This window comes from Streptomyces sp. R35, from assembly GCF_041053035.1.
GTDB classification, from domain to species: Bacteria; Actinomycetota; Actinomycetes; order Streptomycetales; family Streptomycetaceae; genus Streptomyces; species Streptomyces lutosisoli.
Window position 1 is genome coordinate 1709703 of the sequence record NZ_CP163440.1, and the last position, 25290, is coordinate 1734992.

The 25290-nt window shown below is 70.1% G+C and carries 25 protein-coding genes; 10 read left to right on the forward strand and 15 right to left on the reverse strand.

All coding sequences use genetic code 11. The features are described from left to right. Nucleotides 1-35 precede the first annotated feature (35 nt). Both AB5J50_RS08110 and AB5J50_RS08115 read left to right on the forward strand, forming a co-directional pair. Nucleotides 36-2093, forward strand: coding sequence for a protein kinase (locus AB5J50_RS08110; protein ID WP_369256290.1), 2058 nt, complete (start codon nucleotides 36-38; stop codon nucleotides 2091-2093). A 130-nt stretch (nucleotides 2094-2223) separates the two neighbouring features. Then, a complete protein-coding gene (locus AB5J50_RS08115; RefSeq protein WP_369256292.1) occupies nucleotides 2224-2382 on the forward strand; it encodes a hypothetical protein in 159 nt (52 codons plus the stop codon). Nucleotides 2383-2395: 13 nt separating this feature from the next. On the opposite strand, the gene AB5J50_RS08120 is transcribed toward AB5J50_RS08115, so the two are convergent. From AB5J50_RS08120 to AB5J50_RS08135, 4 genes are read right to left on the reverse strand one after another with little or no spacing between them, the layout of a single operon-like run. Then, nucleotides 2396-3601, reverse strand: coding sequence for a sensor histidine kinase (locus AB5J50_RS08120; protein ID WP_369256294.1), 1206 nt, complete (start codon nucleotides 3599-3601; stop codon nucleotides 2396-2398). Continuing rightward, nucleotides 3598-5340 carry a cation acetate symporter gene (locus AB5J50_RS08125; protein WP_369256296.1) on the reverse strand — a complete coding sequence of 581 codons (1743 nt, stop codon included), beginning with the start codon at nucleotides 5338-5340 and terminating at the stop codon, nucleotides 3598-3600. The genes AB5J50_RS08120 and AB5J50_RS08125 overlap by 4 nt, the downstream gene beginning before the upstream one ends. 45 nt (nucleotides 5341-5385) lie before the next feature. Beyond that, nucleotides 5386-5745: a hypothetical protein gene (locus AB5J50_RS08130; RefSeq protein ID WP_327426994.1), complete on the reverse strand. Its 360-nt coding sequence runs from the start codon at nucleotides 5743-5745 to the stop codon at nucleotides 5386-5388. An 11-nt stretch (nucleotides 5746-5756) separates the two neighbouring features. Next, the gene (locus AB5J50_RS08135) at nucleotides 5757-6512 is read right to left on the reverse strand and encodes a LytR/AlgR family response regulator transcription factor (RefSeq protein WP_369256298.1); all 756 of its coding nucleotides are present in this window, start codon (nucleotides 6510-6512) and stop codon (nucleotides 5757-5759) included. A 120-nt stretch (nucleotides 6513-6632) separates the two neighbouring features. Here AB5J50_RS08135 and AB5J50_RS08140 point away from each other — a divergent pair, with 120 nt between their 5' ends. The 3 genes from AB5J50_RS08140 (at nucleotide 6633) to rocD (ending at nucleotide 9305) form a co-directional block, all read left to right on the forward strand. After that, complete coding sequence (locus AB5J50_RS08140; RefSeq protein ID WP_330302936.1) at nucleotides 6633-7136, forward strand: Lrp/AsnC family transcriptional regulator; 504 nt, start codon at nucleotides 6633-6635, stop codon at nucleotides 7134-7136. 124 nt (nucleotides 7137-7260) lie between these two features. Beyond that, a complete protein-coding gene (ddaH, locus tag AB5J50_RS08145) occupies nucleotides 7261-8082 on the forward strand; it encodes a dimethylargininase (RefSeq protein ID WP_369256300.1) in 822 nt (273 codons plus the stop codon). After that, complete coding sequence (gene rocD / locus AB5J50_RS08150) at nucleotides 8079-9305, forward strand: ornithine--oxo-acid transaminase (protein WP_369256302.1); 1227 nt, start codon at nucleotides 8079-8081, stop codon at nucleotides 9303-9305. The genes ddaH and rocD overlap by 4 nt, the downstream gene beginning before the upstream one ends. Before the next feature lie 126 nt (nucleotides 9306-9431). On the opposite strand, the gene fxsT is transcribed toward rocD, so the two are convergent. Beyond that, nucleotides 9432-11717, reverse strand: coding sequence for an FxSxx-COOH system tetratricopeptide repeat protein (fxsT, locus tag AB5J50_RS08155; protein WP_369256304.1), 2286 nt, complete (start codon nucleotides 11715-11717; stop codon nucleotides 9432-9434). Nucleotides 11718-12469: 752 nt separating this feature from the next. Here fxsT and AB5J50_RS08160 point away from each other — a divergent pair. Then, nucleotides 12470-13198: a hypothetical protein gene (locus tag AB5J50_RS08160; protein ID WP_369256306.1), complete on the forward strand. Its 729-nt coding sequence runs from the start codon at nucleotides 12470-12472 to the stop codon at nucleotides 13196-13198. Here AB5J50_RS08160 and AB5J50_RS08165 read toward each other — a convergent pair. After that, nucleotides 13153-13893, reverse strand: coding sequence for a hypothetical protein (locus AB5J50_RS08165; protein ID WP_369256308.1), 741 nt, complete (start codon nucleotides 13891-13893; stop codon nucleotides 13153-13155). The two genes, AB5J50_RS08160 and AB5J50_RS08165, sit on opposite strands and share 46 nt — an antisense overlap. Before the next feature lie 469 nt (nucleotides 13894-14362). On the opposite strand from AB5J50_RS08165, the gene AB5J50_RS08170 reads away from it, so the two are divergent. Next, on the forward strand, nucleotides 14363-15088 hold the full coding sequence (locus AB5J50_RS08170; RefSeq protein ID WP_369256310.1) for a lysophospholipid acyltransferase family protein: 726 nt from the start codon (nucleotides 14363-14365) through the stop codon (nucleotides 15086-15088). Nucleotides 15089-15153: 65 nt separating this feature from the next. On the opposite strand, the gene AB5J50_RS08175 is transcribed toward AB5J50_RS08170, so the two are convergent. From AB5J50_RS08175 to AB5J50_RS08210, 8 genes are all read right to left on the reverse strand, one after another. After that, nucleotides 15154-16749 carry an alpha/beta hydrolase gene (locus AB5J50_RS08175; protein WP_369256312.1) on the reverse strand — a complete coding sequence of 532 codons (1596 nt, stop codon included), beginning with the start codon at nucleotides 16747-16749 and terminating at the stop codon, nucleotides 15154-15156. A 138-nt stretch (nucleotides 16750-16887) separates the two neighbouring features. Next, nucleotides 16888-17646, reverse strand: a complete 759-nt coding sequence (locus AB5J50_RS08180) for an urease accessory protein UreD (protein ID WP_369256314.1) — start codon at nucleotides 17644-17646, stop codon at nucleotides 16888-16890. Next, a complete protein-coding gene (gene ureG, locus AB5J50_RS08185) occupies nucleotides 17643-18326 on the reverse strand; it encodes an urease accessory protein UreG (RefSeq protein WP_327427005.1) in 684 nt (227 codons plus the stop codon). The genes AB5J50_RS08180 and ureG overlap by 4 nt, the downstream gene beginning before the upstream one ends. A gap of 441 nt (nucleotides 18327-18767) precedes the next feature. Then, the gene (locus AB5J50_RS08190; protein WP_369256316.1) at nucleotides 18768-19442 is read right to left on the reverse strand and encodes an urease accessory protein UreF; all 675 of its coding nucleotides are present in this window, start codon (nucleotides 19440-19442) and stop codon (nucleotides 18768-18770) included. Further along, on the reverse strand, nucleotides 19442-21163 hold the full coding sequence (locus tag AB5J50_RS08195; RefSeq protein WP_369256318.1) for an urease subunit alpha: 1722 nt from the start codon (nucleotides 21161-21163) through the stop codon (nucleotides 19442-19444). Before AB5J50_RS08195 ends, AB5J50_RS08190 begins: the two co-directional genes overlap by 1 nt. Beyond that, nucleotides 21156-21467 carry an urease subunit beta gene (locus AB5J50_RS08200; protein WP_054228979.1) on the reverse strand — a complete coding sequence of 104 codons (312 nt, stop codon included), beginning with the start codon at nucleotides 21465-21467 and terminating at the stop codon, nucleotides 21156-21158. Before AB5J50_RS08200 ends, AB5J50_RS08195 begins: the two co-directional genes overlap by 8 nt. A 16-nt stretch (nucleotides 21468-21483) precedes the next feature. Further along, nucleotides 21484-21786, reverse strand: a complete 303-nt coding sequence (locus AB5J50_RS08205) for an urease subunit gamma (RefSeq protein WP_121416835.1) — start codon at nucleotides 21784-21786, stop codon at nucleotides 21484-21486. Between the two features lie 130 nt (nucleotides 21787-21916). Beyond that, nucleotides 21917-22546 carry a TetR/AcrR family transcriptional regulator gene (locus tag AB5J50_RS08210; protein WP_369256321.1) on the reverse strand — a complete coding sequence of 210 codons (630 nt, stop codon included), beginning with the start codon at nucleotides 22544-22546 and terminating at the stop codon, nucleotides 21917-21919. A gap of 176 nt (nucleotides 22547-22722) precedes the next feature. On the opposite strand from AB5J50_RS08210, the gene AB5J50_RS08215 reads away from it, so the two are divergent. Further along, nucleotides 22723-23751, forward strand: a complete 1029-nt coding sequence (locus AB5J50_RS08215; protein WP_369256323.1) for an ABC transporter permease — start codon at nucleotides 22723-22725, stop codon at nucleotides 23749-23751. Between the two features lie 213 nt (nucleotides 23752-23964). Here the strand turns inward: AB5J50_RS08215 and AB5J50_RS08220 are convergent, their stop codons facing one another. Continuing rightward, a complete protein-coding gene (locus tag AB5J50_RS08220; RefSeq protein WP_369256325.1) occupies nucleotides 23965-24243 on the reverse strand; it encodes a type II toxin-antitoxin system Phd/YefM family antitoxin in 279 nt (92 codons plus the stop codon). Between the two features lie 112 nt (nucleotides 24244-24355). On the opposite strand from AB5J50_RS08220, the gene AB5J50_RS08225 reads away from it, so the two are divergent. Both AB5J50_RS08225 and AB5J50_RS08230 read left to right on the forward strand, forming a co-directional pair. Then, nucleotides 24356-24517: a hypothetical protein gene (locus AB5J50_RS08225; protein WP_369256327.1), complete on the forward strand. Its 162-nt coding sequence runs from the start codon at nucleotides 24356-24358 to the stop codon at nucleotides 24515-24517. Nucleotides 24518-24649: 132 nt separating this feature from the next. Continuing rightward, entirely contained in the window at nucleotides 24650-25285 is a 636-nt protein-coding gene (locus AB5J50_RS08230; RefSeq protein ID WP_369256329.1) for an ATP-dependent Clp protease proteolytic subunit, read from the forward strand. Nucleotides 25286-25290: the final 5 nt, after the last annotated feature.

A 25290-nucleotide genomic window follows, 5' to 3' on the forward strand; every position in this document is an offset into this window, starting at 1 on the left:
TGTACGACCCCACGCAGAACCCGGGAGCACACCGGATGGCAACAGGATCATCGCAGTCGGGAGTGGGCCGGATCATCGCCGGCCGGTATCTGCTGCTGGACCGGATCGGCTCCGGCGGGATGGGCCATGTCTGGCGCGCCCACGACCAGCGTCTCGACTGCGACGTCGCCCTCAAGGAGATCAGGTTCCGCAATCCTTCGGAGGCCCCGGAGGAGCAGGAGGCCCAGATCGCCCGCGCCCGGGCCGAGGCCCGGCACGCGGCGGTGCTGCGCGGCCACCCGCATGTGGTGACCGTGCACGACGTCCTGGAGGACGAAGGGCTTCCGTGGATCGTGATGGAGTACGTGGCCGGCGCGGAGGACCTGCGCCACGTACTCCCCCGGCGCGGTCCGCTGGCACCGTACGAGGCCGCCCGCATCGGCCTCGCGGTCCTGGACGCCCTGACCGCCGGGCACGAGCACGGCATCATGCACCGGGACGTCAAGCCCGCCAACATCCTGCTGGCACCGGACCGCACCGGCACCCCTGCTTCCCGCATCCTGCTCACCGACTACGGCATCTCCGTGCAGCCCGACTCGCTGGAGACGCGCTGGACGCGGACGTCCGTGCTGGTGGGCACGCCCGGCTATCTGGCTCCCGAGCGTGCGACGGGCGGGCCGCCGACCGCCGCGGCCGACCTGTTCTCGCTGGGCTGCACCCTGTACTTCATCGTGGAGGGCGTCGGCCCCTTCGACCGTGACACGGACCTCGCCGCGCTCACCGCGGTGGTACTCGAAGACCCGCGGACGCCGGTACGGGCCGGTGCCCTGCGCCCGCTCATCGAGGCGCTGCTGGTCAAGGACCCGGCCCGCCGTCTCTCCGCCGAGGACACGGCGGCGGCTCTGGCCCGGATCATCACGCCCGAGCTCCGTCCGCCGACCCAGGCCGACACGGGCTCGCAGCCGCCCTGGGCGGGGTTCGTGACCTCCGACGGCAATCCCGACGGCGCCGCCCCGGCTCCGTACACGCCCACCGCTCTGGACTCCGGCAGGCCGGCCCCGTACACCCCCACCGCCCTCGACCCCGGCGGCCCGGCGCCGTACTCCCCCACCGCGTACTCCCCAGGGGCCCAGGACGTCGGCAGCGCTGCCCCGTACTCCCCGACCGCGCTCGGCTCGAACCGCCCCTCTGTGGAAACACCCGTGCCCACGGGCTTCGGCCCGCCGACACCGAGCACCCCGCAACCAGGCCATGGATTCGGCCCGCCGCCCGGATACCCGACACCGCCGGTCGCCCCGTGGCAGCAGCCCTCGGGCCGGCGTCGGGGCAGGCGCCCGCGCCTGCTGATCGCGCTGTCGTCCGTGGTCCTCGGGCTGGGCTTGGCCGGCGGGGTTTACGGGTACGCGACGGCGCACAAGGTCGGGCTGCCCTACGGGTCCCAGGTGGGACTTGCCAAGCCGCTGAAACCCGGGGACTGCGTCGTCGCCTCCCGGACCGGAGGAAGGGTGACCCCCCTCTCGTACATGGAAGTGGATCCCAGCTGCGACCAGCGGGTCCCCGACGGCCAGGTAATGAACTTCTACAAGGCCTCCTCCCTGGAGAATGCCCGAACCTTCGGTCCGGGCTTGTGCCGCAAGATGACGCACAGCACCGCCGAGAAGATGGGCTCCAACGTGGAGAGTGTTGCCGTCATCCCCTCGGCCGCAGGCTTCGAGGCCACCGGCGGCAAGGTGGCGTGCCTGCTGGCAGGGATACACGGCCCCGTGTACGGCCCGCTCGGGTCGTTCCGCCCGTACGCGATGATCTTTCACGACCCGGCCCAGATGCAGAAGGGCGACTGTCTCCGCGCTACAGGCAAAGACGCGAAGAACATCAAGGAATACAAGCTGGTCGCCTGCGACAAGGAGCACTCGGACCAGGTCGTGGGCTTCACCCAGCTCGACCACTCCGTACCGATGGCGGAGGCCAACACCGTGATGAACGACGAGTGCCACCAGGCCTCCCTGGACGGCAAGTTCGGCGCCACGACCGACCACACCGCGAACCACGGCGTGCAGAGCCAGGGCCTGTGGGGCAAGGGCTTCTACTGGGTGGTCTGCACCTACGCGAGCTAGCCCATGCCCTCGGATGAGCCACCAAGCACCCGCTGGCTCGTCCGCCTCTGGCAAACACCGTCCCTCCGGGTGAAAATGGGCCCAAGGCCACGGCCCGCGTCGCGGACCCGCCTTCGAGGAGGGTGTTGCGATGCCCGGTTCGACGAAGACGATGGGGGTGATCACCGTGGGCGGGCTCGTCATGGTGACGGCCTACACGGTGGCGCTCGGCAGCAACGGCTGGCTGTGGTTCGGCTGGGTCGTACTCGGCCTGATCACGCTGGGGATGGTCGCGTCGCGCAGTACGTAAGGGTGCATAGGGGTCACTCCCTGGGCAGCCGTCCCGCCGAGTGCACGCCCGGCTGGTACTTGGGCAGCCGGGCGGTGATCTTCATTCCCGCGCCCACCGCGGTCTCGATGACGAGGCCGTGGTCGTCCCCGTAGACCTGGCGCAGACGTTCGTCGACGTTGGACAGCCCGATGCCGCCGGAGGGGCTGACCTCTCCGGCGAGGATGCGGCGCAGCCGGTCCGGGTCCATTCCGGCGCCGTTGTCCTCGATGACGACCAGCGCCTCGGCGCCCGCGTCCTGGGCCGTGATGCTGATGTGGCTCTTGTCGGTCTTGCCTTCCAGGCCGTGTTTGACGGCGTTCTCGACGAGGGGCTGGAGGCAGAGGAAGGGCAGCGCGACCGGCAGCACCTCGGGCGCGATCTGCAGCGTGACCGAGAGGCGCTCCCCGAAGCGGGCCCTGACCAGTGCCAAGTAGTGGTCGATGGCGTGGAGTTCGTCGGCGAGAGTGGTGAAGTCGCCGTGCCTGCGGAACGAGTAGCGGGTGAAGTCGGCGAATTCCAGGAGCAGTTCGCGGGCGCGCTCGGGGTCGGTGCGGACGAACGAGGCGATCACCGCGAGCGAGTTGAAGATGAAGTGCGGTGATATCTGGGCGCGCAGTGCCTTGATCTCCGCCTCGATCAGACGCGTACGGGACTGGTCGAGGTCGGCGAGTTCCAGCTGGACCGAGACCCAGCGGGCAACCTCGCCCGCGGCCCGTACGAGGACGGCGGACTCGCGGGGCGCGCAGGCGACGAGCGCTCCGTGCACCCGTTCATCGACGGTGAGCGGGGCGACGACGGCCCAGCGCAGCGGGCAGTCGGGTTCGTCGCACGTCAGCCGGAAGGCCTCACCGCGGCCGGTCTCCAGCGGGCCGCCGAGCCGTTCCATGATCTCGGCGCGGTGGTGGGCCCCGATGCCGTCCCAGGCGAGGACCGTCTCCTGGTCGGTGAGGCACAGCGCGTCCGTGCCGAGCAGGGTGCGCAGCCGGCGCGCGGACCGGCCCGCCGTCTCCTCCGTGAGGCCCGCGCGCAGCGGGGGTGCGGCGAGCGAGGCGGTGTGCAGGGTCTGGAAGGTGGCATGCTCGACCGGCGTGCCGAGTCCGCCGAGGTTCTGGGGCCGCGCGGTGCGTCTGCCGAGCCAGAAACCGGCGGCGAGCAGCGGGAGTACGGCGACGCAGAGCCCGGCGAGGAACCCGCTCATGCCTCGGCCCCCTTCGCGTTCACGGCCGCGCGCACCTGGCCGTCGGAGAGTTCCTCCGGCAGATGGAACCGGGCCAGGATCGCCGCCGTCCCGGCCGGAACCCGCCCCGAAGTGGCCAGCGACACCAGCACCATCGTCACGAAGCCGAGCGGCACCGACCACAGTGCGGGCCAGGCGAGCAGCGCGTGCAGCGAACCCGAGCCCGGATAGCCCGCCATGGTCGCGCCGACCGCGACCAGCGCCGAGCCGCCCCCGACGACCATCCCGGCGGCCGCGCCCGGCGGGGTCAGCCGCCGCCACCAGATACCCAGCATCAGCAGGGGGCAGAAGGAGGACGCGGACACGGCGAACGCGAGCCCCACCGCGTCGGCGACCGGGAGTCCGCCCACCAGCACGCTCGCCGCCAGCGGCACCGCCATCGCGAGCACGGTGCCGAGCCTGAAGTGCCGTACTCCGCGCGTGGGCAGCACATCCTGGGTGAGCACGCCCGCCACCGCCATGGTCAGCCCGGACGCGGTCGACAGGAACGCCGCGAAGGCACCGCCCGCCACCAGCGCGCCGAGGAGATCCGCGCCGAGCCCGCCGATCATCCGGTCGGGCAACAGGAGTACGGCGGCGTCCGCGTCCCCGGTGAGGCTGAGCTCGGGGGCGTACAGGCGGGCCAACGCGCCGTAGAGGGGCGGGAGGAGGTAGAAGGCGCCGATCAGGCCGAGCACGGCGACCGTGGTGCGGCGGGCGGCGACTCCGTGCGGGCTGGTGTAGAAGCGGACGACCACGTGCGGCAGTCCCATTGTGCCGAGGAAGGTGGCGAGGATCAGTCCGTACGTGGCGTACAGCGGGCGTTCCTCGCGCCCGGCCGCCAGCGAGGTCGACATGCCGCCGTTGGTGCCGCGGTCGGCCACCGGGACCGGATCGCCCTTGGTGAAGGTGAGCCGGGTGCCGCGCTCGATGTGGTGGACGCCCGCGGGGAGTTCGACGCGCTCGTCCTCGTAGCGCCGCCCGTCGACGCGGCCCGTCGCGGTGACGCCCAGCGGTCGGGCGAGCTTGAGGTCGAGGCTGTCGTCGACGCGTACGACCCGCTGCTCGCGGAAGGTCGCCGGTTCGTCGAAGGCGTCGCGGGGTGCGCCGTGGGCCTGCCAGGCGAGGACCAGGAACAAGGCCGGAACCAGCAGCGCGGTGAGCTTGAGCCAGTACTGGAAGGCCTGGACGAAGGTGATGCTGCGCATGCCGCCCGCGGCGACGGTGGCGACCACGACGACCGCGACCAGCACTCCGCCGAACCAGTCCGGCGCGTCGGTCAGCACGGCCAACGTCAGCCCCGCGCCCTGCAGTTGGGGCAGCAGATACAGCCAGCCGACGCCGACGACGAAGGCACCGGCCAGGCGGCGCACCGCCTGGGAGCCGAGCCGCGCCTCCGCGAAGTCGGGCAGCGTGTACGCGCCGGAGCGGCGCAGCGGGGCCGCGACGAAGAGGAGCAGTACCAGATAGCCGGCCGTGTAGCCGACCGGGTACCAGAGCATGTCGGGGCCCTGGACCAGCACGAGGCCCGCGATGCCCAGGAAGGAGGCGGCGGAGAGGTATTCGCCGCTGATCGCGGCCGCGTTGAGCCGGGGACCCACGGTGCGCGAGGCGACGTAGAAGTCGGAGGTGGTCCGGGATATGCGCAGGCCGAACGCGCCGACCAGGACGGTTGCCACGACGACCAGGGCGACAGCGGGGACGGAGTAGTTCTGGTTCACGGCTCAGCGATCCTCGTCCATGGCTCGGCGGTCGTCGTGCACGGCTCAGCGGTCCTCGACCAGCCGCACGAAGTCCTTCTCGTTGCGCTCCGCCCGGCGTACGTACCAGCGGGCGAGCAGCACCAGCGGCGGGTACACGCAGAATCCGAGCACGGCCCATTCCAGGCTCGCGCCGTCCGGCATCGCGGCGAAGACGAGGGGCAGCGGGCCGACGAGCAGTACGAGAACGGCGAACACCACGAGGGCGACGCGGAGTTGACTGCGCATCAGGGAGCGGACGTAGGTGTGGCCGAGGGTGGTCTGTTCGTCGATCTCGGTCCTGGGCCGATAGTAGCCGGACGTTCGCCGGGTGCGCCGGGGCACTCCGGTGACGACCACACGGCGCTCGGTCGGGTCTTGGGGCACGCGCGTACTCCTCAGCTCGTGGTCCGGCGCAGCAGCAGGTCGCGCAGTTCGCGCGCGTGCCGGCGGCTGACCTGGAGTTCGACGGAGTCGACGAGGACGCTCACCGTGCCCGCGTCCAGGCGGAGTTCGCCGATGTGGCGCAGCGCGACGAGGTGGCGCCGGTGGATGCGGACGAAGCCGCGGGAGCGCCAGCGCTCTTCGAGGGTGGACAGCGGGATGCGGACGAGGTGGTTGCCCTGCGCGGTGTGCAGCCGGGCGTAGTCGCCGTGCGCCTCGGCATGGGTGATGTCCTCGACGGCCACGAAGCGGGTGACGCCGCCGAGTTCGACGGAGATGTGGTCGGGGTCGGGCTCGTGCACGGGAATCAGCGGTGCGGTGTCCCTGAGCTGGGCTGCCCGCCGTACGGCCTCGGCGAGCCGTTCCCGCCGTACCGGCTTCAGTACGTAGTCGACGGCCTTGAGGTCGAAGGCCTGCACGGCGAAGCCCTCGTGGGCGGTGACGAACACGACGAGCGGGGGCTGGGCGAACCCGGTGAGCAGCCGGGCGAGATCGAGGCCGTCGAGGCCGGGCATGTGGATGTCGAGGAAGACGACGTCGATCGCCTCCGGCCCGTCGGGTCCGGATTCCAGGGCGCGGTTGATCCGGCGCAGCGCCTCGGTCGCGTCGCTCGCGCCCTCGGCGCTGCTGACGCGTGGATCGGCGTTCAGCAGATAGAGGAGCTCCTCAAGGGACGGTTGTTCGTCGTCGACGGCGAGCGCGCGCAGCATGAGAGTGGAGTGTAAGAGCGATTCGTACGACTGGACATCTGCGGGACGTGGACGTTGTCGGCGCCGGCGTGGACGTTGTCGCTGGACGGCGTGCACGTTTTCGCTGGATACAGTGCCGCCATGAACAGCAAGCCCGCGGGGTTCGACGAGCTCGACCGCAAGATCATCACGGCCCTGATGGCGAACGCGAGGACCAGTTTCGCGGAGATCGGCACGGAGATCGGGCTGTCCGCGACCGCGGTCAAGCGCCGCGTGGACCGGCTGCGCGAGACCGGCGTGATCACCGGGTTCACGGCCACGGTGAAGCCCACCGCACTCGGCTGGCGTACGGAGGCGTACGTCGAGGTGTACTGCGAGGGCGCGGCCCCGCCCCGGCGGCTCGCGGAGGTCGTGCGCAACCATCCGGAGATCACCGCGGCGATGACCGTGACCGGGGGCGCGGACGCGCTGCTGCATGTGCGGGCCACGGACGTGGAGCACTTCGAGGAGGTGCTGGAGCGCATCCGCGCCGAGCCCTTCATCCGGAAGACCATCAGCTACATGGTGCTGTCCCACCTGCTGCCGGAGGCCCCGGAGGCCGGCGCGACCCACGCCGCCCCAGAGGACGCATCAAACGTGCGCTGACCCGCCACTCAACGCAGCGATACTGCGCACACGCGCAGCTCTCGTCGCTTGTCGCCCGTATCCCCCGTTTCCTACCGTGGAGGCATCCCCAGCCGACACCGCAGGAAAGCGGAGGAACCCCTCTGTGCCCGACAGCCGTGTGCCGCGCCCCCGGCGCTTTCTCGTCTGCGAACCCAGACACTTCGCCGTGCAGTACGCGATCAATCCCTGGATGCATCCCGACACACCCGTGGACGTCGACCTCGCCCGTGGTCAGTGGCAGGCGCTGATCCGCGCCTACCGCGCCCACGGCCACACCGTCGACGCCGTCGAGCCGGTCACCGGCCTCCCCGACATGGTGTTCGCGGCGAACTCCGCGCTCGTCCTGGCGGGCCGTGTCTTCGGCTCGCTGTTCCACGCGCCGCAGCGCCGCCCCGAGTCCACCGCGTACGAGACCTGGTTCAAGGCGGCCGGTTTCGACGTCTACCGCCCCGAGTCGGTGTGCGAGGGCGAGGGCGATCTGGTCCCGGCGGGCCGGTACGTCCTGGCGGGCACCGGATTCCGTACGACCCCCCAGGCCCATCGCGAGGTGCAGGAGTTCTTCGGAGTCCCGGTGATCAGCCTCCAGCTGGTGGACCCGCGCTTCTACCACCTGGACACGGCGCTCTTCGTCCTCGACGGCGGGCACGAAGCGAACATCGTGTACTACCCGGAGGCCTTCTCCCCCGGCAGCCGCGAGGTGCTCGCCCGCCTGTTCCCGGACGCGGTGCTCGCCACCCGGGAGGACGCGATGGCCTTCGGCCTCAACTCCGTCTCCGACGGCCGCCACGTCTTCATCGCGCCGGGGGCGACGGCTCTCGCCGACCAGCTCGCGCGCCGCGGTTACGTCCCCGTCCCCGTCGACCTCTCGGAGTTCCAGAAGGCCGGCGGAGGCATCAAGTGCTGTACTCAGGAGATCCGTTCATGACCGCTCCCGCACGTACGCGCACCTCCGCCGACCTGATCCGCGCCGAGGCGCCCGTCCTCGCGCACAACTACCACCCGCTGCCGGTGGTCGTCGCCCGCGCCGAGGGCACCTGGGTCGAGGACGTCGAGGGCCGCCGCTATCTCGACATGCTGGCGGGCTACTCGGCCCTCAACTTCGGCCACCGCAACCCCGAGTTGATCGAGGCGGCGCACCGCCAGCTCGACCGCCTGACACTCACCTCGCGCGCCTTCCACAACGACCAGCTGGCCCAATTCGCGGAGTCCCTCGCGGAGTTGACGGGCCTGGACATGGTCCTGCCCATGAACACGGGTGCGGAGGCGGTGGAGAGCGCCATCAAGGTGGCCCGCAAATGGGCGTACGAGGTGAAGGGCGTCGCTCCCGACCAGGCGACGATCGTCGTGGCCGCCGATAACTTCCACGGCCGTACGACGACCATCGTCAGCTTCTCCACGGACGAGACGGCCCGGGCGGGCTTCGGCCCCTTCACGCCCGGCTTCCGTGTCGTCCCGTACAACGACCTCGCCGCGCTCGAAGCCGCGGTCGACGAGACGACCGCGGCCGTGCTGATCGAGCCCATCCAGGGCGAGGCGGGCGTGGTGATCCCCGACGACGGCTACCTCACCGGCGTACGCGAACTGACCCGCCGCACCGGCTGCCTGTTCATCGCGGACGAGATCCAGTCGGGCCTCGGCCGCACGGGCACCACCCTCGCCGTCGAGCACGAGGGCGTCGTCCCGGACCTGCTCCTCCTCGGCAAGGCGCTCGGCGGCGGCATCGTGCCGGTGTCGGCGGTGGTCGGCCGCCGGGATGTACTCGGAGTGCTGCGCCCCGGCGAGCACGGTTCGACGTTCGGCGGCAATCCGCTCGCCGCGGCGGTCGGCTCTGCCGTCGTCGGGCTGCTGGAGACCGGTGAATTCCAGCGCAGGGCCGCCCAGTTGGGCGTCGTCCTGCGGGACGGCCTCGCGGCACTCGTGGGCAAGGGCGTCGAGGGCTTCCGCTCACGCGGCCTCTGGGCGGGCGTCGACATCGACCCCTCCATCGGCACGGGCCGCGAGATCAGCGAGGGCCTCATGCGCGAGGGAATCCTCGTCAAGGACACCCACGGCTCGACGATCCGCCTGGCCCCGCCGCTGACCATCACGGGCGAGGAACTCGAATCGGCGCTGGCGTCCTTGGAGAAGGTTCTGACGCGCGGGGTCTGACCTCGGCCCCGTTCTACCGAGCCTCGGCCCCCGCCCTGCCGAGCCGCCCGAGTGCGTTCACCCCGAAGGACGCGTCCACCGCCTCCTAGGGGTGAACCGCACCGGCGCACGGCCCCGGCAGCGGGTCTACGGCGCGGGCAACAGCAATCGCCGCAGCGGCGACCGGGCAGCGCGGGCCCGGACGAGATCGGCGCGAGCTCCTTCAGTGAAGGGATGGTGCGCTCCGATCGCCCGCTCGTAATCGGCCAGCACGGATTCCAGACAGCCGATCGCGTGGGAGCGTCTGCCGGCGGCCAGCAGGGTGAGCCCGAGGTTGCGACGGGCGTTGAGGGTACGTCGGTTGTGAGGCCCGAGAACCCGCTCCCGGTCGGCGACGCACCGCTCGAACAATGCGATGGCGTTGCTGTATTGCCGGGCCGTCATGAGGGCTCGGGCGAGAAAGATCCTGATGGACAGCGTCTCCGGATGGTCGCTGCCGAGTCCGTGTTCGCTGCGCTCCAGCAGGCGTTCGAGTTCATCGATCGCCTCCTCGGTCCGACCCGAACTCTGCAACGCCTGTGCCTGATAGCGACCCCACCAGAGAAACGACCGGTGCGCGTCGGGGTACAGACGCCGCAGGTCAGCGAGGAGACTCTCGTAGAGCACCACCGCCTCCGCGGATCGCCCGACCCGCTCATACATGCGCGCGAGTTCGCCTCGGGCATTGAGCGTCGAGCGGTGATCCGGGCCCATGCAACGCTCGTTGTCAGCGACGTTCTTCTCGAAGAGCACCAGTGCCCGCGGGCTGTCGCCCTGGGACCTGAACGTGCTGGCCAAGTTGATCTGAGCGCGCAGTGTCGTCTCGTGCCCGGGCCCGTTGACCCGGATGCTGTCGGCCAGATTGCGCGTATGGACCGTGAGCGCCTCGTCCAGGCGTCCAGCCACTTCCAGCACATAACCAAGTGTGTTGACGGCTTCCAGCGTCCTGCGGTCGTCCGGGCCGAAGAGTCCACCGTGGTCCACCACGGACTGCTCCGCCAGGGGAACGGCTGAGGCGTACTGCTCCGCTGCCATATAGGCCCGCATCAGCGATTCCCGGGCATCGAGCGTCTCTTCCTTCGCTTCTCTGCTGGAGTCGGAGGACGGAAATATTCGTTCGTGATCGGCGAGCACCTCGCGGCCGAGTCGACAGGCACGGTCCAACTCGGCCCTGTTCACCAGGAGCCACACGGCAGTTCGGCGCAGTTGCAGGAGACCGCGACGAGCCGCGTCCCCCAGAGGCTCGGCCGCAGCCCACAGAGCAAGAATGTGATCCGTGAGTCCATGGTCCCCGTCGTTGAGCATCAGGGTGCCGTCCGTGTCGGGCAGCAGACCGCTCAGGATCGTGGCCATCTCCTCCATCCGCGCCTGCAACCGCCCGTCGTCCTGGAGACGGTCGCGGACGATGCGCTGTACCAGGCGGTGCATCACCACGGTGCCGCCGTCCAGGCTCAGTGTCACGAGGCAGGCTTCGGTCAACTGCCCGACAACGGCGGCGATCTCGTCCGCGTCCCGGTCCGGCATGGCCGCACGGAGGTCGTCCCGGTGCACCCCGGACGGAGACATCAGCGAGATGTACTCGGTGGCCCGACGGACGGTCTCGGAGTGATCACCCGTCTCGGCATGCGCGATCGCGGACAGCAATGCCTCGGCCACACCACTCGGATACGGCTCGCCCGGCACGCGCCAGGTGGCCTCCTTCGTCGGACGGTGGCGGAACCGTTCCAGGTACTCCGTGAAGGCCAGACCCTGCATACGGATGACCCATGCGGCCTGGGCCAGGGCAAGCGGCATACAGCCGAGCTCCAGGACCAGTTCCTCGGCAGCCGCTGTGCCCGTCTCGGGCTCGCCGACCATCGACACCTCACGCAGAAAGGCCACCGCCTCGTCCACCGAGAACATCCCGATGTCCACGGTGGCTCCGAGGTGGGCCACGGAGCGCGTGGTGCTGGTCATCAGGGTGCGGGTCCGGCCGAGACGCGGAAGCCACTCCCTGACTTCGTCGGGATCCCCGACATTGTCCAGTACCAGCAGCGACGGTTCCGGCAACCGTTCGAGCCACTGCCGGGCCGCCGCCGCGGCGAGTTCGGCGTCCTGGATCGAACCCTTGACGCCCGCGGCCTCCGCAAGCTCATCGAGCCCGGCGATGATCTGTCCGGGCTCTTCGGCCACGATCCACGCCACGACGCGCCATCCGGCCTCGATCCGGGAGCGCGCGTAGGCGCCGGCCAACTGTGTCTTGCCGACACCCCTGCCTCCGGTCAGCGCACACGCGGTGGAGGCGCCGCGCAACTCCATGGCGCGGTCGAGTTCCTCCATGAGTCGCAACCGCTCCTGGAAAGCGAGCGGCTCCTGCGGCAGGGGACCCACCACCAGGGTTCCCTCTGCCGGCATGGGTGAAGGTGGTTCAGTTGCCGGGCGATGCGGATCGCGAGCGGCGTACCACCCTCCGGCGCTGAGCACCGCGGCGCTTGTGGTCGATGCCAGGGCCAGCGTCGTGTCCGCCGTGGATCCCGCGAGTGTCAGCGCGATCCACGGCACACCGAAGGCGCCGATGGTGGCCAGGACCACAACCGTCCAGCGGGCTCCGTGCCCCACAACAGACCTCCGAGGGAGACCGGCCGCGCGGTGCTCCGCGCCTGCTGCCATGGTGCCCAAGTGCCATGAATATCACCACAGTTCGCCACATCTGCGCGAGTACGCAAAACCAGTGCGAGCAGGGTGAGTCGCCGTGCTCTCGACACGAGCCACCTCTCCGCCCTACCGTCGAGACCCGACTCCCGTGGCCCAGGAGTTCCGCATGCCGTCGCACAGATCGCGCAGGACGCGCCTGTTGGGCAGACCCGGCGCGGTCTTGTTGCTCGTGCTGGTCTCCTGCGCCGTGATGAGACTGCCGAGCGACAAGCCGCCTGGCCCCAAATTGGCTCTCTGCCGAGACCCCGACTGCATTTGGGGAGATTTCGTCTATCGGATAACACCCAAGCACTGCTGTCAGGAGCACGGGATCTGTGAATTCGCGCGGCCGAAGCAGGCTTTCACGGTGTGGTGCTTCACCAAAGACTGCGAGCAACCCGTGACGGTCTCGTCGTTCGATCCTGCGATTCGGATGGGTCGGCGCCGCACTGGCCACCGCCGGGTCGCTCGTCGTGGGGCTCCTCCTCCAGCCGCTCGAACTCGCGTCGATCCAGGTCCTGGAGGGCTACTGGGGCCGTTCCGGGCCGCTGGCCCCGTTGGCGGCATTCGGAAGCTGGATGCAGGAGCGGCGCAAGTCCCGGCTCGACTGGGTCATCGACCACCTGACCGACCGCCTTCCCCTGCTCGCGGACTCGGCGGCGCAGAAGCTCGACCTCCTGCCGGACGCGAATCTGCTGCCGACCAAGCTGGGGAACCGGCTGCGCGCGGCGGAGGACCGGGCAGGCGCCCCCTACGGGCTCGACGCTGTCATGGCATGGCCGCGGCTGTTCTTCTCGCTGCCCGAAGACGCCCTGCAGAAAGTGACCGAGTACCGCAATCAGTTGGACATAGCGGTACGCCTCTGCATCACCTTCGGGCTGGGCGCGCTCATCACCACAGCACTTCTGGTGCTGCACCCCCTGTGGCCGGCCGTCCCCGCCATCTGCGCCCTGCTGTCCTGGTTCGCCTACCACGCCGCCCTGCACGCGGCCACGACGTACGGCATCGCCTTCACCGCCGCCATCGCCGTGTACCGCATGAAGCTCCTGCGGGACATGTCACTGAAGATGCCGGCCAACACGGACGAGGAACGTGACATCAACGGCAAGTTGATGGCCCTGTGGGAGCGCAGGGGCGGTTGGCCCGCGCCCGTGGACTACGCGCCCGCCGGAGATTCCGACACCTCGTCGGATCCCGCGTAGCCACCCTCGTAGCGGACTTCGACGCCGGCTCCTATGACCAGCGCCTTCACCTCAAGGGTCGGCGCACCGGGCGCACCGGGTCGATCGTCTGCCGACCCGGGGCAACGTCCCGCCACACGGCGGGAGTCGAAGGTGACCCGCCATCCGTCCGGGATCCGGAGGTCGACGCCGCTCAGCGCCGTGGTGATGTCCAATCGCGCCACGTTGTCCAAGGGTGTGGCCCGGGTGAGGTCTATGACGCACCCGCTCGCGACCGTGGTGATCGTGCCGAGCGAGAACTCGCCCCGCGGCCAGGCGACTCGGCGGGCCTCGGCGATGCAGACGAGCCGTGTCACCGGCCGTTCCGGAACGCCGTGGCCCGCCGCGGCCAGTCGTACCAACATGGCAACCCCCAGGAAGACGAGCAGCGCGGGCACCAGCAACGGGCGTACGGCAGAAGGCAGTGGATCGAGCGTGACCAGCAGGAGCACCATGCCGGTGAGGGTCAGAAAGACCGGCCCCCGAAGGACGTTCCGGGTCTCCAGAAGGAGACGGACAGCACCCCCGAGGCCGGCCAGCACAAGGAGCATCGGACACCAGTCGCGTGCATGGCCGAAGAGCTGCGCCGAGGGCGCCAACTGGTCTATCAGCGCGGCGAGTCCACCCACGCACAGCGCCACCGCGATCCAGATGCGCGGCTGACTTCCCACGGGCACGGCCTCTGGCTGAGTGGATCCGAGCCGCTCCTTGATCCGGCGAACCCGGGCATTCGCTGAACGGTAATACACAGGACGGTGACGCTGCTCGGCCAGGTCCGCGATGGCGAGGGAATCCACGTGACGCGTGCCCGGTACCGGCGCCGCGGGTCGCTTCAGGAATGCTGCCGGGAATCAAGGGGCGCATGTGTGCCAGCTACCAACTGTGTTTGCGTCACGCCGCGTCGGCAAGGTTGATCTCTACCCGCCAGTAGCAGCACCCTGGTCCGGCGGTCGTTCCCGCCCGTGCTGAGCGACCCCTTTTCGTCTCTACGGCGAACCTTCAGAAACGTGCGGGGAATCGGTGCGAGTCCGGTCGGGCCCGGTTCCGGCGGGCCACGCCTGCGCCTACACTGACAGCCCATCGCATGCCCGTTGACCTGCTAGAACGCGGCGGTTGAGCCGATCCGACGGAGTGAGGAGCGACCCCTTGTTCTATTACCTGCTCAAATACGTGCTGCTGGGGCCCTTGTTGAGGCTGGTCTTCCGGCCTCGGATCGAGGGTCTTGAGCACATCCCGTCGTCGGGGCCGGCCATCGTCGCGGGCAACCATCTGTCGTTCTCGGACCACTTCCTGATGCCCGCGGTTCTCAAGCGGCGCATCACCTTCCTGGCGAAGGCGGAGTACTTCACGGGCCCCGGCATCAAGGGACGCCTCACGGCCGCGTTCTTCCGCAGCGCCGGGCAGATCCCGGTGGACCGCTCCGGCAAGGAGGCGGGCCAGGCCGCGATCCGTGAGGGGCTCGGTGTGCTGCGCAAGGAGGAATTGCTGGGGATCTACCCGGAGGGGACGCGGTCGCACGACGGGCGCCTCTACAAGGGCAAGGTCGGCGTCGCCGTCATGGCGCTCAGGGCCCAGGTGCCGGTGATCCCCTGCGCGATGATCGGCACGTTCGAGGCGCAGCCGCCCGGCCAGGTCATCCCGAACTTCCGGCGCGTGGTCATCCGCTTCGGCAAGCCGATGGACTTCTCCCGCTACGCCGGGATGGAGAACGAGAAGGCGATCCTGCGCGCCGTCACCGACGAGATCATGTACGCCATCCTGACCCTCTCCGAGCAGGAGTACGTCGACCGGTACGCGGCGGTCGTCAAGGCCGAGGAGGCCGAGGAGAAGGCGGCGACGGCCCGCAAGTTCCCGCGGATGCCGCTGAGTTGACGGTATGTCATGAGTGAGGGGGCGGCCGGGAGTCCCGGCCGCCCCCTCACTTCAGGGCCCTGCGGTTACGGCGTCGGCGTCGCGTGCGGCGTGCACGTCACGTCGGCGGCGTCGGTCTTGCCGGTGAGCAGGTAGGTGTCCACCCGCCCGTTGATGCACGGGTTGACCAGGCCGGTCACACCGTGCGAGCCCGCGTCCTTCTCGGTGATCAGACGGGAGCCCTTGAAGCGCTTGTGCAGTTCGACGGCGCCCGGGTACGGGGTGGCGGCGTCACGCGTGGACTGCACGATCAGCACCTGCGGCAGGCCCTTGCCGGTCTTCACGTCGACCGGGGTCTGCTGCTTGGCCGACCAGGTGGCGCACGGCAGGTTCATCCACGCGTTGGCCCAGGTCATGAACGGGTAGTCCTTGTGGAGCCGCGTGTTGTCGCGGTCCCAACGCTTCCAGCTCGTGGGCCACTTGGCGTCGGCGCACTCGACGGCCGTGTAGACGGCGTTGCCGTTCTCCGAGGAGATGTTGCCCGCGGTGTCGGACAGGTCGGGAGAGGCCGCGTCGATCAGCGCCTGGGTGTCACCGGCGACGTACTTGCTGAACACCTGCGCGGTCGGTACCCACGAGGAGTCGTAGTACGGGGCGCTCTGGAAGAAGGAGATCAGCTCGGCCGGACCGACGACCCCGCCGAGAGGGCTCTTCTTCGCGGTGGCACGGAGCTTGAGCCACTGGTCCTGGACCTTGGCGCGGGTGTCGCCGAGGTGGAAGGCCGCGTCGTTCTTGGCGACCCAGTCCTCCCAGTCCTTCCAGCGGCCCTCGAAGGCGATGTCCTGCTCCAGGTTGGCCTGGTACCAGATGTTCTCGCGCGACGGGTCGACGACGCTGTCGACGACCATGCGGCGGACGTGCCCCGGGAAGAGCGTGCCGTAGACGGCGCCGAGGTACGTGCCGTACGAGACGCCCAGGTAGTTCAGCTTCTTCTCGCCGAGGGCGGCGCGGATGACGTCGAGGTCGCGCGCGGTGTTCGGCGTGGTCATCTGCGGCAGCATGTCGCCGCTGCGCTCGGCGCAGCCGTCCGCGTACTCGGCGGCCAGCTTGCGCTGGGCCTGCTTGTCCGCCTCCGTGTCCGGAACCGGGTCGGCCTTGGGCGCCTTCACGAACTCCTGAGGGTCAATGCAGGAGATGGGCGCCGAGTGGCCGACACCGCGCGGGTCGAAGCCCACGAAGTCGTACGCCTTGGCGGCGTTGGCCCAGACGGGGTTCTTGGTGGTCACGCGGCGCGGGAAGCGCATGCCCGAGGCACCGGGTCCGCCCGGGTTGTAGACGAGGGCGCCCTGGCGCTCGTCCGCGGTGCCCGTGTTCCCGATGCGGTCCACGGCCAGCTTGATCTGCTTGCCGTTCGGGTGGGCGTAGTCGAGCGGGACGCTGACATAACCGCACTGGATCGGCTTCTCGAAGCCCCAGTCCGCGGGACAGTCCTGCCAGTCGATCCCTGCCTTGGCGGCCCGTTCCGCGGCGATCGCCGCCCCGCGCTGCTCGCGGTCCTGACCGCGGCGCGAGTCGGCGGTGGCCGACGGGGCCGCCACGGCTCCGGCTATCAGGGTCGCCGTGATGAGCGCTCCGGCCGAACCCAGCACTGTCACCCGTCTTGTCGGTCTCTTGGACCTCAAGTGGGACCTCCCCGTACATCGTTGCGATTGGTACGGCGATCCTTTCGGCTGTGAGGTCCCTGAGAACAGACGTAAACAGCTTTTCTTTGCCAATCCGATAACCGGTGCACGGCATCCCGTTGAGCGGAGACGTCTCCCTCAGCCGAGCACCCGCAGCGCCTCGTCCAACACGCGCCGCAGCCGCAGCGCGTCGGGCGCGAGCACGGTCACGAGCACGGCGGGCCCCGCGAGCGGGGTGAGTGCGGCGTACTCCCCCAGCAGTCGCGCTTTCGGCGGCTCCTTCTCGAACTCCGGTCGTACGACGACGAGTTGCCCCAGAGCCCGATGGCCCGCGAGGACGGCGGGCCCGTCCCAGCCGCCGGGCGCACCGGGCCCGCACGCCAACTCCTGGTCCAGCAGCGGCCGCCCGCCGAGCCGCACGGTAAGACGGCTGGTGAGCCGCCCGGGTTCCTCACCGGACCGCCCGAGTACCTGCTCCTCCCGGAAGACGAGCCGAGCGCCCGCCGCCAGCTCGACGCGCGAGGAGACGTACAGATCACTGCCACCCGCGGAGATCAACTGCTCGGGCAGCCAGCGCAGTTCGCCCCCTTCGGCGACGTCGAGACGCACGTCGTAGCGCGCCTCCCCCTTGGCCTGCCCCGGCAGCGCGATGGTGGCGGCGGCCGACCCGACGTGCAGTCGCGCGCCCTCACCCACCTCCGCCTCGACGGTGAAGTGATCGCCGCCGAGCGGACCGCTCATCGCGCCGACCAGCATGACGCGCGCCTCGGAGCCACTGGCCCGCGTACGGCGCAGGGCGAGCGGCCCCTGCCCGTCCAGCACGGGCAGCGAGGTCCCGCCCCGTCCGTCGTCCCGGGCCGAGATCCGCGCGGTGGCCCGTACTCCCGCTGTCGTCATGCCGTCCACGCGGCGAGCTGCCCCCGCACCCACATCGCGACATCCGTGACCCCGCCCTCGGCCCGGAGCGACTGGAAGACGACGGGCAGTTCGGCCCGCTGCGCCTTGGCGTCCGCCGCCATACGCCCGAGATCGGACCCGACGTACGGCGCGAGGTCGGTCTTGTTGACGACGAGCAGATCGGCGGTGGTGACTCCGGGTCCGCCCTTGCGCGGAATGTCGTCCCCGCCGGCCACGTCGATGACGAAGATCTGTGCGTCGACCAGCCCCTTGGAGAAAGTCGCGGTGAGGTTGTCTCCCCCGGACTCGACGAGGATCAGATCGAGCGGCCCGATCTCGTCCTCCAGGTCCTCCACCGCTTCGAGGTTGGCGGAGATGTCGTCCCGGATGGCGGTGTGCGGACACGCCCCCGTCTCGACGGCGGTGATCCGCTCGGGCGGCAGCACGGCCTCCCTCAGCAGGAACTCCGCGTCCTCACGCGTATAGATGTCATTCGTGACGACGGCGAGCGACAACTCGTCGCGCAGCGCCTTGCAGAGCGCGGCGACGGTGGCCGTCTTGCCGGAACCGACGGGACCGCCGAGCCCGATGCGCAGCGCACGGCGCGAGCCGTCCGGACGGTGGGCATCGGCACTGATGGCGGAGGGCCCGTCGTGAGAGTGATCGTGATCGAGGTGCATGATTGCGGCTCCATTTCGCGGCCGAGGGCGGCATCCTGCGGCTTCGGCGGACCTTTCAGCTCCGGCAGGAGCTTGGTCATTCGGCTCCGGCCGGGGCTTGGTCTCTTCGGCTCCGGCCGGGGCTTGGTCTCTTCGGCTCCGGCCGGGGCTTGGTCTCTTCGGCTCCGGCCGGGGCTTGGTCTCTTCGGCTCCGGCCGGGCTTGGTCTCTTCGGCTCCGGCCGGGCTTGGTCTGTTCGGCTTCCGGCCGGAGCTTGGTCTTTCAGCTGCGGCTGAGGCTGACCTGTCGGTATCGGCCGAAGCGAACCTTTTGACTCCGGCCGGACCTTGGTCTTTTCAGCCCGTCCGGCGTTTGAGGACGAGGCCGTTCAGGCCGATACGGGGGTCTGGGGGCGAAGCCCCCAGGGATGGGACGGGTAGGGGCGGCGGGGGCGAGAAACCCCTCACGACGCGAACAGCCGTACAGCCCAAGCGGCATGCACCTCCGCACTGATCTCCAGCAACGGAGCCGAAGCCGCAGGCAACGCCTCGACCCCGTCGTCGAGCACACGCCGCGCGGCATCGACCGCCTGTTGAGCGACACGGTCCAACTCCGGCGCGAGCCGAGCCAGCACCGCCGTCGCGTCGAACGGATCGAGACTGAGCAGCCGTACGGTGGCCGACGCCGGCCCGCTGACACACTCGTACACGGAGCAATGAGCCGCGTCCTCGGGCCCGAGCCCCGCGGCCCGCGCCGCCAGCCCCAGCACGACCGGCTGATGCGCCCCCTTGGGAAACGCCCGAGCCAGCGCGTCGAGTTCCGCCGAAGGCCACGTCGCCCGAGCCGCCCGCATCAGCTGCCGCCCGAGCCTGCGCGCCGCGACCCGCAGTGCGGGCGACGGCGTACGGGCGTCCGCGGCCGTGTCCAACGCCACCGGATCGATCCCGAGCGCGCCCGCGGCGGCCAGCGAGGCCGAGACGAGCCCGGCGGTGTGCAGCCGCCCCCGGCAGAAGTCCTCCAGGCTCGCCGCCCCGGTGATCCGCCCGGCCTTGACGGCCGCCTCCGCCCCGCCGGAGTGGGCATGTCCTCCGGCGGGGAAGCGGCCGTCGGCCAGGACGAGTAGTGCCGCGCGGGTCATCAGAAGAGGAAGTAGCGCTGGGCCATGGGCAGTTCGGCGGCCGGAGTCGCCTCGACGAGCTCGCCGTCGATGTGCACGGCGAAGCTGTCGGGATCGACCCGCACCTGCGGCCGCGCGTCGTTCTCCCGCATGTCGGCCTTGGTCACCGCACGCGTCGAGTCGATGGCGACGAACCGCTTCCCGAGCGAGAGCCGCTCCGGCAGCCCGTCCTCGATGGCGAGCGGCGCCACGAAGTTGAACGAGTTCGAGGCCGGGGCCCGCCCGATCGCGCCGTACATCGGCCGGGGCAGGATCGGCTGCGGCGTCGGGATGGACGCGTTGGCGTCGCCCATCTGCGCGTACGCGATCTGTCCGCCCTTGATGACGAGATGCGGCTTGACCCCGAAGAACGCGGGCTCCCAGAGCACGAGGTCGGCGAGCTTGCCGGTCTCGACGGAGCCGACCTCGCGGGCGAGGCCCTGCGCGAGCGCCGGGTTGATCGTGTACTTGGCGACATAGCGACGTACGCGGTGGTTGTCGGCGCGGCCGTCACCCGGGAGGGCGCCCCGCCGCCGCTTCATCACATGCGCGGTCTGCCAGGTCCGCATGATGACCTCGCCGACCCGCCCCATGGCCTGGGCGTCGGACGAGATGATCGAAATGGCACCCAGGTCGTGCAGGATGTCCTCGGCCCCGATGGTCGACGGCCGAATGCGCGACTCGGCGAACGCCAGGTCCTCCGGAACGGCCGCGTTGAGGTGGTGGCACACCATCAGCATGTCGAGGTGTTCCTCGGCGGTGTTGACGGTGTACGGCCGGGTCGGGTTGGTGGAGCTGGGCAGTACGTGCGGCTCGGAGACCACGGTCATGATGTCCGGCGCGTGCCCGCCGCCCGCACCCTCCGTGTGGTACGCGTGGATGCCGCGTCCGCCGATCGCGGCGAGCGTGTCGCCGACGAACCCGGCCTCGTTGAGGGTGTCCGTGTGGATGGCGATCTGGATGCCGGTGCGGTCGGCGACGGTGAGCGCGGCGTCGATGACGGCGGGCGTGGTGCCCCAGTCCTCGTGCAGCTTGAGGCCGAGCGCACCGCCGCGGATCTGCGACAGCATCGCGTCGTGCGAGACGGTGTTGCCCTTGCCGAGCAGACCGAAGTTGAGGGGGTACTCCTCCATCGCCTCCAGCATCCGGGCCAGATGCCAGGGGCCGGGGGTGACCGTCGTCGCCTTCGAACCCTCGGCGGGACCCGTGCCGCCACCGACGAGCGTCGTGATGCCGGCGGCGAGCGCCTCGTCGGCGATCTGCGGACAGATCAGGTGGACGTGCGCGTCGATGGCGCCCGCGGTCAGGATGCGCCCGTTGCCCGCGATGATCTCCGTCTCCGGACCGATCACCAGGTCGGGGTGCACACCGTCCATGGTGTCCGGGTTGCCTGCCTTGCCGAGTCCGGTGATCCGGCCGTCGCGGATACCGACGTCGGCCTTGATGATCCCCCAGTGGTCGATGATCACGACACCCGTGATGACCGTGTCCGGGGTGCCATCTGCGCGCGTAGCGCGCGCCTGGCCCATGGATTCGCGGATGACCTTGCCACCGCCGAACACCGCCTCGTCACCGGCGAGTCCGGGCCCGCCGGAACGATCCTCCTCGATCTCGACGAGGAGATCGGTGTCGGCGAGCCGGATGCGGTCGCCGGTGGTGGGGCCGAACAGATCGGCGTACGCGGCACGCGAGATCTCAGGCATCGAGGGCACCTCCGGTCTCACCGCGCAGGCCGGGCACCACACGGGCGCCGGTGAGCGGAACGAGTTCGACGTCGACGGGGATCCCGGGCTCGAAGCGCACGGCGGTGCCGGCGGCGACGTTGAGCCGCTTGCCGCGCGCGGCGGCGCGGTCGAAGTCCAGACCGGGGTTGGCCTCGGCGAAGTGGTAGTGGGAGCCGACCTGGACGGGCCGGTCGGCGGCGTTGAGGACGGTCAGCCGGGTGACCTCGCGGCCTTCGTTGAAGGCGACGGGTCCGTCGGCGAACAGGATCTCTCCGGGAATCATGGCTCTCGCTCCCCCGTCAGACGATCGGGTCGTGGACGGTGACGAGCTTGGTGCCGTCCGGGAAGGTCGCCTCGACCTGGACGTCGTGGATCATCTCGGGGATGCCCTCCATGACGTCGTCCCGGGTGAGGATCTTGCGTCCGGAGGACATCAGTTCCGCGACGGTACGGCCGTCACGCGCGCCTTCGAGGATGTGCGACGTGATGAGCGCGATGGCCTCGGGGTGGTTCAGTTTCAGCCCGCGGGCCCGCCGCTTCTCGGCCACGTCGGCGGCCACATGAATCAGCAGCCTCTCTTGCTCGTGCGGGGTCAGTTGCACGGCGTCCCACCTCAGTCCTCGCTCCGGACCGTGCGGGGTCCGGTGGCCGCAGCCACCAAAACCCCTGGTGGCGTGGATGGGCACGCTAGTTGGCCGGAGTTTCAAGGACGTTAACCAGCCTGTGATCAATTCACCGCCGCGCGGTGGACGCCTCCATGCTCATCAGGGCCCGCAGCCCGTCCTGGAGAGTCTTTATGGGTGCGGTGCCGAACAGGGCCTGCTGCGCCGCGAACCCCTGCGCGAGCGCGATCATCGTCCGGGCCATGGCGTCGGCGTCGGCGTCCTCGGGCATCAGCCCCGCGTCCTTGTAGCGCTCGACGACCTTCGCCCAGGCGGCGCGCACCTTGTCGTATCCCGTGTTCATCGCGACCGCCAGCTCGTGATTGCGCAGGGTCTCGGTCCACACCTGGATCACCAGCCGGGGGAAGACCCACTCCCCGCCGTCCAGCACTCCCGGCCGCACCGCCTTCAGCTGCTCCAGGACCCTGGGGATCAGCACGTCCGGCAGCGGGGGCGGGCTCTCCAGGGCCGCGCGCTCATAGGTGTCGCGCACCGTCTCCAGCACCTCGGCGACGATCGCTCCGATCAGCTCCTCCTTGCCGCTGAAGTAGCGGTAGACGGCCCCCGCGGAGAGGTCGACCTCCTTGAGCACGTCCTGCATCGACGTGGCGTGGAACCCGTTGCGGGCGAAGCAGAGGGCGGCGCCGTCGAGGATCTGCCGGCGGCGGGCGTCTAGGTGTTCCTGGGATACGCGGGCCATGGCATCCAACGTAAAACGAACATTCCTTCTTGACAAGGTGGAGAGGCCGCAGGACAGTGTGGGCTGCCCCTAAAACGAACGATCCTTCTTTTAGATCGGCGCCTGCCACACCGGCCCTCGCCCGACCGACGACCAGCCCCTCGCCCGACCCACGCTTCCGCGAAACGAGGAAGATCATGTCCGCTGCCTCCGCTACGCCCGGCGGCACCGCCGCACGACCCCTGCCGCAAGGCCGCCGCATGGTCGCCGTGATCGTGCTCATCCCGGCGCTGGTGGCACTGGCACTCTGGGCCTTCGCCTGGCCCGCCGCCCGCACCGCACCCCGCGACCTGCCGCTCGGCGTGGCGGGGTCCGCGACCGCGACCGCACCGATACAGAAGCAACTGGCGCAGCACCGAGGCGCCTTCGAGATCCACCGCTACGCCGACGAGGCCGCCGCCCGGGACGCCATCGAGGACCGGACCGTATACGGCGCGGTCGTCGCCACCGCGCAGGGACCCAAACTGCTCACCGCCTCCGCCGCGAGCCCGCTTGTCGCCCAGCTGCTCCAGCAGGCGGTGGCCCAGCAGGCCCCCGAGGGCACGAAGGTGCCGACCGTCGATGTCGTGCCCGCCTCCGCCAAGGACCCGCGCGGCGCGGCCCTGAGCGCGAGCGTGCTGCCGCTCGCCCTGGTCGGCATCGCCGCGGGAGCCGTCGTGACGCTGCTGGGCCTGCGCGGCACACGCGCCGCCTCCGCGCTGGTCGGCGCGGCGGCACTGGTCGGCATGGTCGCGGCCGCGATCGCGCACAGCTGGCTGGGGGTCTTCACCGGCGACTGGTGGACGGAGGCCGCGGCGCTCGGGCTGTCGACCCTGGCCGTGAGCGCCGCCGTCGCCGGACTCGCGGCGCTGATCGGCACTCCCGGGATCGGGCTCGGCGGCTTCGTGGTCATGCTCCTCGGCAACCCGTTCTCCGGAGCGGCCTCGGCCCCGGAGATGCTGCCCGAGCCCGTCGGGACGATCGGCCAGTGGCTGCCGCCGGGCGCGGGCGCGTCACTGCTGCGCTCGGTGTCGTTCTTCGACGGCGCCGCCGCTACCGGCCCGGCGCTGACCCTGGCCTGGTGGGCCGTGCTCGGCCTCGGCGCTGTCCTGCTGGGCAGCACGCTCAAGCAGCGCGAGACAGCCGCGGAGACGGTCGCCGAGCGGGAGTCCGCCCTGGTGAACTGACCACCGACTGACCACCCACGGAACGGACCGTGCGCCCCCGCAGTAGCGGACGGGGGCGCACGGTCTCCTTGTTTCTGTCCCGCTATGCCGCTATGCCGCTATGCCGCTACGCCGCTACGCCTCTGCGTGGCCGCGTTCCTGCGCTTCCGCGTCTCCGCGTCTCCGCATGTCAGCAGGTCCGCGCGCCCACGTTTCTGGTGAACACCCTTATGCCTACGAGGCGTTGGGCCCCCGATGCTCCGCCGCGATGCCGAACCGCTGTCGCTCGCGCGGTGCGGACGCGACCTCGCGGACGCTGGAGAGGGCGCTGATCACCTGCTCGTCCGCGGGGTCCTGGAGTTCTTCGAGGCGCTCCAGGTCGGCGGCGGAGACCAGGGCGACGAGGGGCTTCCCGTGCCGCGTCACGACGACGCGCTCACCGCCGTACACCACGCGGTTGATCAGATCGGCGAGCTCAGCCCTGGCTTGCGTCACCGGAATCTCGTAGGCCATGCCCCCAGCTTAGACCGGGCCTCCGACACCCCCGCAGAGCGGACGATCTCATTCAGCTCCGTCGAAAACGATTCATTCGTACGATCAAGCGGCCTCACCCATGGAGGCGTGCATGACAACGAGGAGGGAACGTGTCCTACAGCACTCGGAGACCCCCGCGTCGCTCACCCCCACCCCCCCTGAAATCGCGAACGCCCTCAACGAGACGGCCACCTCCCGCGGTTGGCCCACGCTCACCTTCTACGGCGCTCCGGCCGAGGCGCCCCTCACCTGATCGTCGAGCACAGCGGCAGACCCCGTGGAGCGGTTCGCTCCGCGGGGTTTTTCGCTGTGAGCGAGGCAGCCCCCATCGCGAACGTACGTCCTGTACATTTTTTACAGACGTCGATCCGAGGAGGCGCGCACCATGCACAGCCCGTCCGCCCACTATGTCCTGCCCACGTTCACGGAACGGACCAGCACGGGGCACCAGACCCTGGATCCGTACTCGAAGCTGCTCGAAGAGCGGATCGTGTTCCTCGGGACGCCGATCGACGACACGTCGGCGAACGATGTGATGGCGCAGTTCATGCACCTTGAGTACCTGGCACCGGACCGGGACATCTCGCTGTACATCAACTCCCCCGGCGGCTCGTTCAGCGCGATGTCGGCGGTCTACGACACGATGCAGTTCGTCACGTGCGACGTGGAGACGATCTGCCTGGGGCAGGCGGCGTCGGCCGCGGCCGTGCTGCTGGCCGGGGGCACGCCGGGCAAGCGGTTCGCGCTGCCGGGTGCCCGTGTGCTCATCCACCAGCCGTCGGTCTCCGAGCCGATCCAGGGTCAGGCGAGCGATCTGGCCATCCAGGCCGAGGAGTTGGTGCGCACCCGGAAGCTGCTGGAGGAAATGCTCGTACGGCACACCGGGCAGAGTCCGGAGCAAGTCGCCGCGGACATCGAGCGGGACAAGATCCTGGACGCGCCGGCGGCGTTGGCGTACGGACTGATCGACCGGATCGTCCCGAGCCGCAAGACCTCGCGCACCGCGCCCGGCGCGAGGTGATCGCC

Coding starts and splice junctions, on each gene's coding strand:
- AB5J50_RS08110 (WP_369256290.1), top strand. CDS start 36: ATGGCAACAGGATCATCGCAGTCGGGAGTGGGCCGGATCATCGCCGGC.
- AB5J50_RS08115 (WP_369256292.1), top strand. CDS start 2,224: ATGCCCGGTTCGACGAAGACGATGGGGGTGATCACCGTGGGCGGGCTC.
- AB5J50_RS08120 (WP_369256294.1), bottom strand. CDS start 3,601: ATGAGCGGGTTCCTCGCCGGGCTCTGCGTCGCCGTACTCCCGCTGCTC.
- AB5J50_RS08135 (WP_369256298.1), bottom strand. CDS start 6,512: ATGCTGCGCGCGCTCGCCGTCGACGACGAACAACCGTCCCTTGAGGAG.
- AB5J50_RS08140 (WP_330302936.1), top strand. CDS start 6,633: ATGAACAGCAAGCCCGCGGGGTTCGACGAGCTCGACCGCAAGATCATC.
- rocD (WP_369256302.1), top strand. CDS start 8,079: ATGACCGCTCCCGCACGTACGCGCACCTCCGCCGACCTGATCCGCGCC.
- fxsT (WP_369256304.1), bottom strand. CDS start 11,717: ATGCCGGCAGAGGGAACCCTGGTGGTGGGTCCCCTGCCGCAGGAGCCG.
- AB5J50_RS08180 (WP_369256314.1), bottom strand. CDS start 17,646: ATGACGACAGCGGGAGTACGGGCCACCGCGCGGATCTCGGCCCGGGAC.
- ureG (WP_327427005.1), bottom strand. CDS start 18,326: ATGCACCTCGATCACGATCACTCTCACGACGGGCCCTCCGCCATCAGT.
- AB5J50_RS08190 (WP_369256316.1), bottom strand. CDS start 19,442: ATGACCCGCGCGGCACTACTCGTCCTGGCCGACGGCCGCTTCCCCGCC.
- AB5J50_RS08195 (WP_369256318.1), bottom strand. CDS start 21,163: ATGCCTGAGATCTCGCGTGCCGCGTACGCCGATCTGTTCGGCCCCACC.
- AB5J50_RS08200 (WP_054228979.1), bottom strand. CDS start 21,467: ATGATTCCCGGAGAGATCCTGTTCGCCGACGGACCCGTCGCCTTCAAC.
- AB5J50_RS08210 (WP_369256321.1), bottom strand. CDS start 22,546: ATGGCCCGCGTATCCCAGGAACACCTAGACGCCCGCCGCCGGCAGATC.
- AB5J50_RS08215 (WP_369256323.1), top strand. CDS start 22,723: ATGTCCGCTGCCTCCGCTACGCCCGGCGGCACCGCCGCACGACCCCTG.
- AB5J50_RS08220 (WP_369256325.1), bottom strand. CDS start 24,243: ATGGCCTACGAGATTCCGGTGACGCAAGCCAGGGCTGAGCTCGCCGAT.
- AB5J50_RS08225 (WP_369256327.1), top strand. CDS start 24,356: ATGACAACGAGGAGGGAACGTGTCCTACAGCACTCGGAGACCCCCGCG.
- AB5J50_RS08230 (WP_369256329.1), top strand. CDS start 24,650: ATGCACAGCCCGTCCGCCCACTATGTCCTGCCCACGTTCACGGAACGG.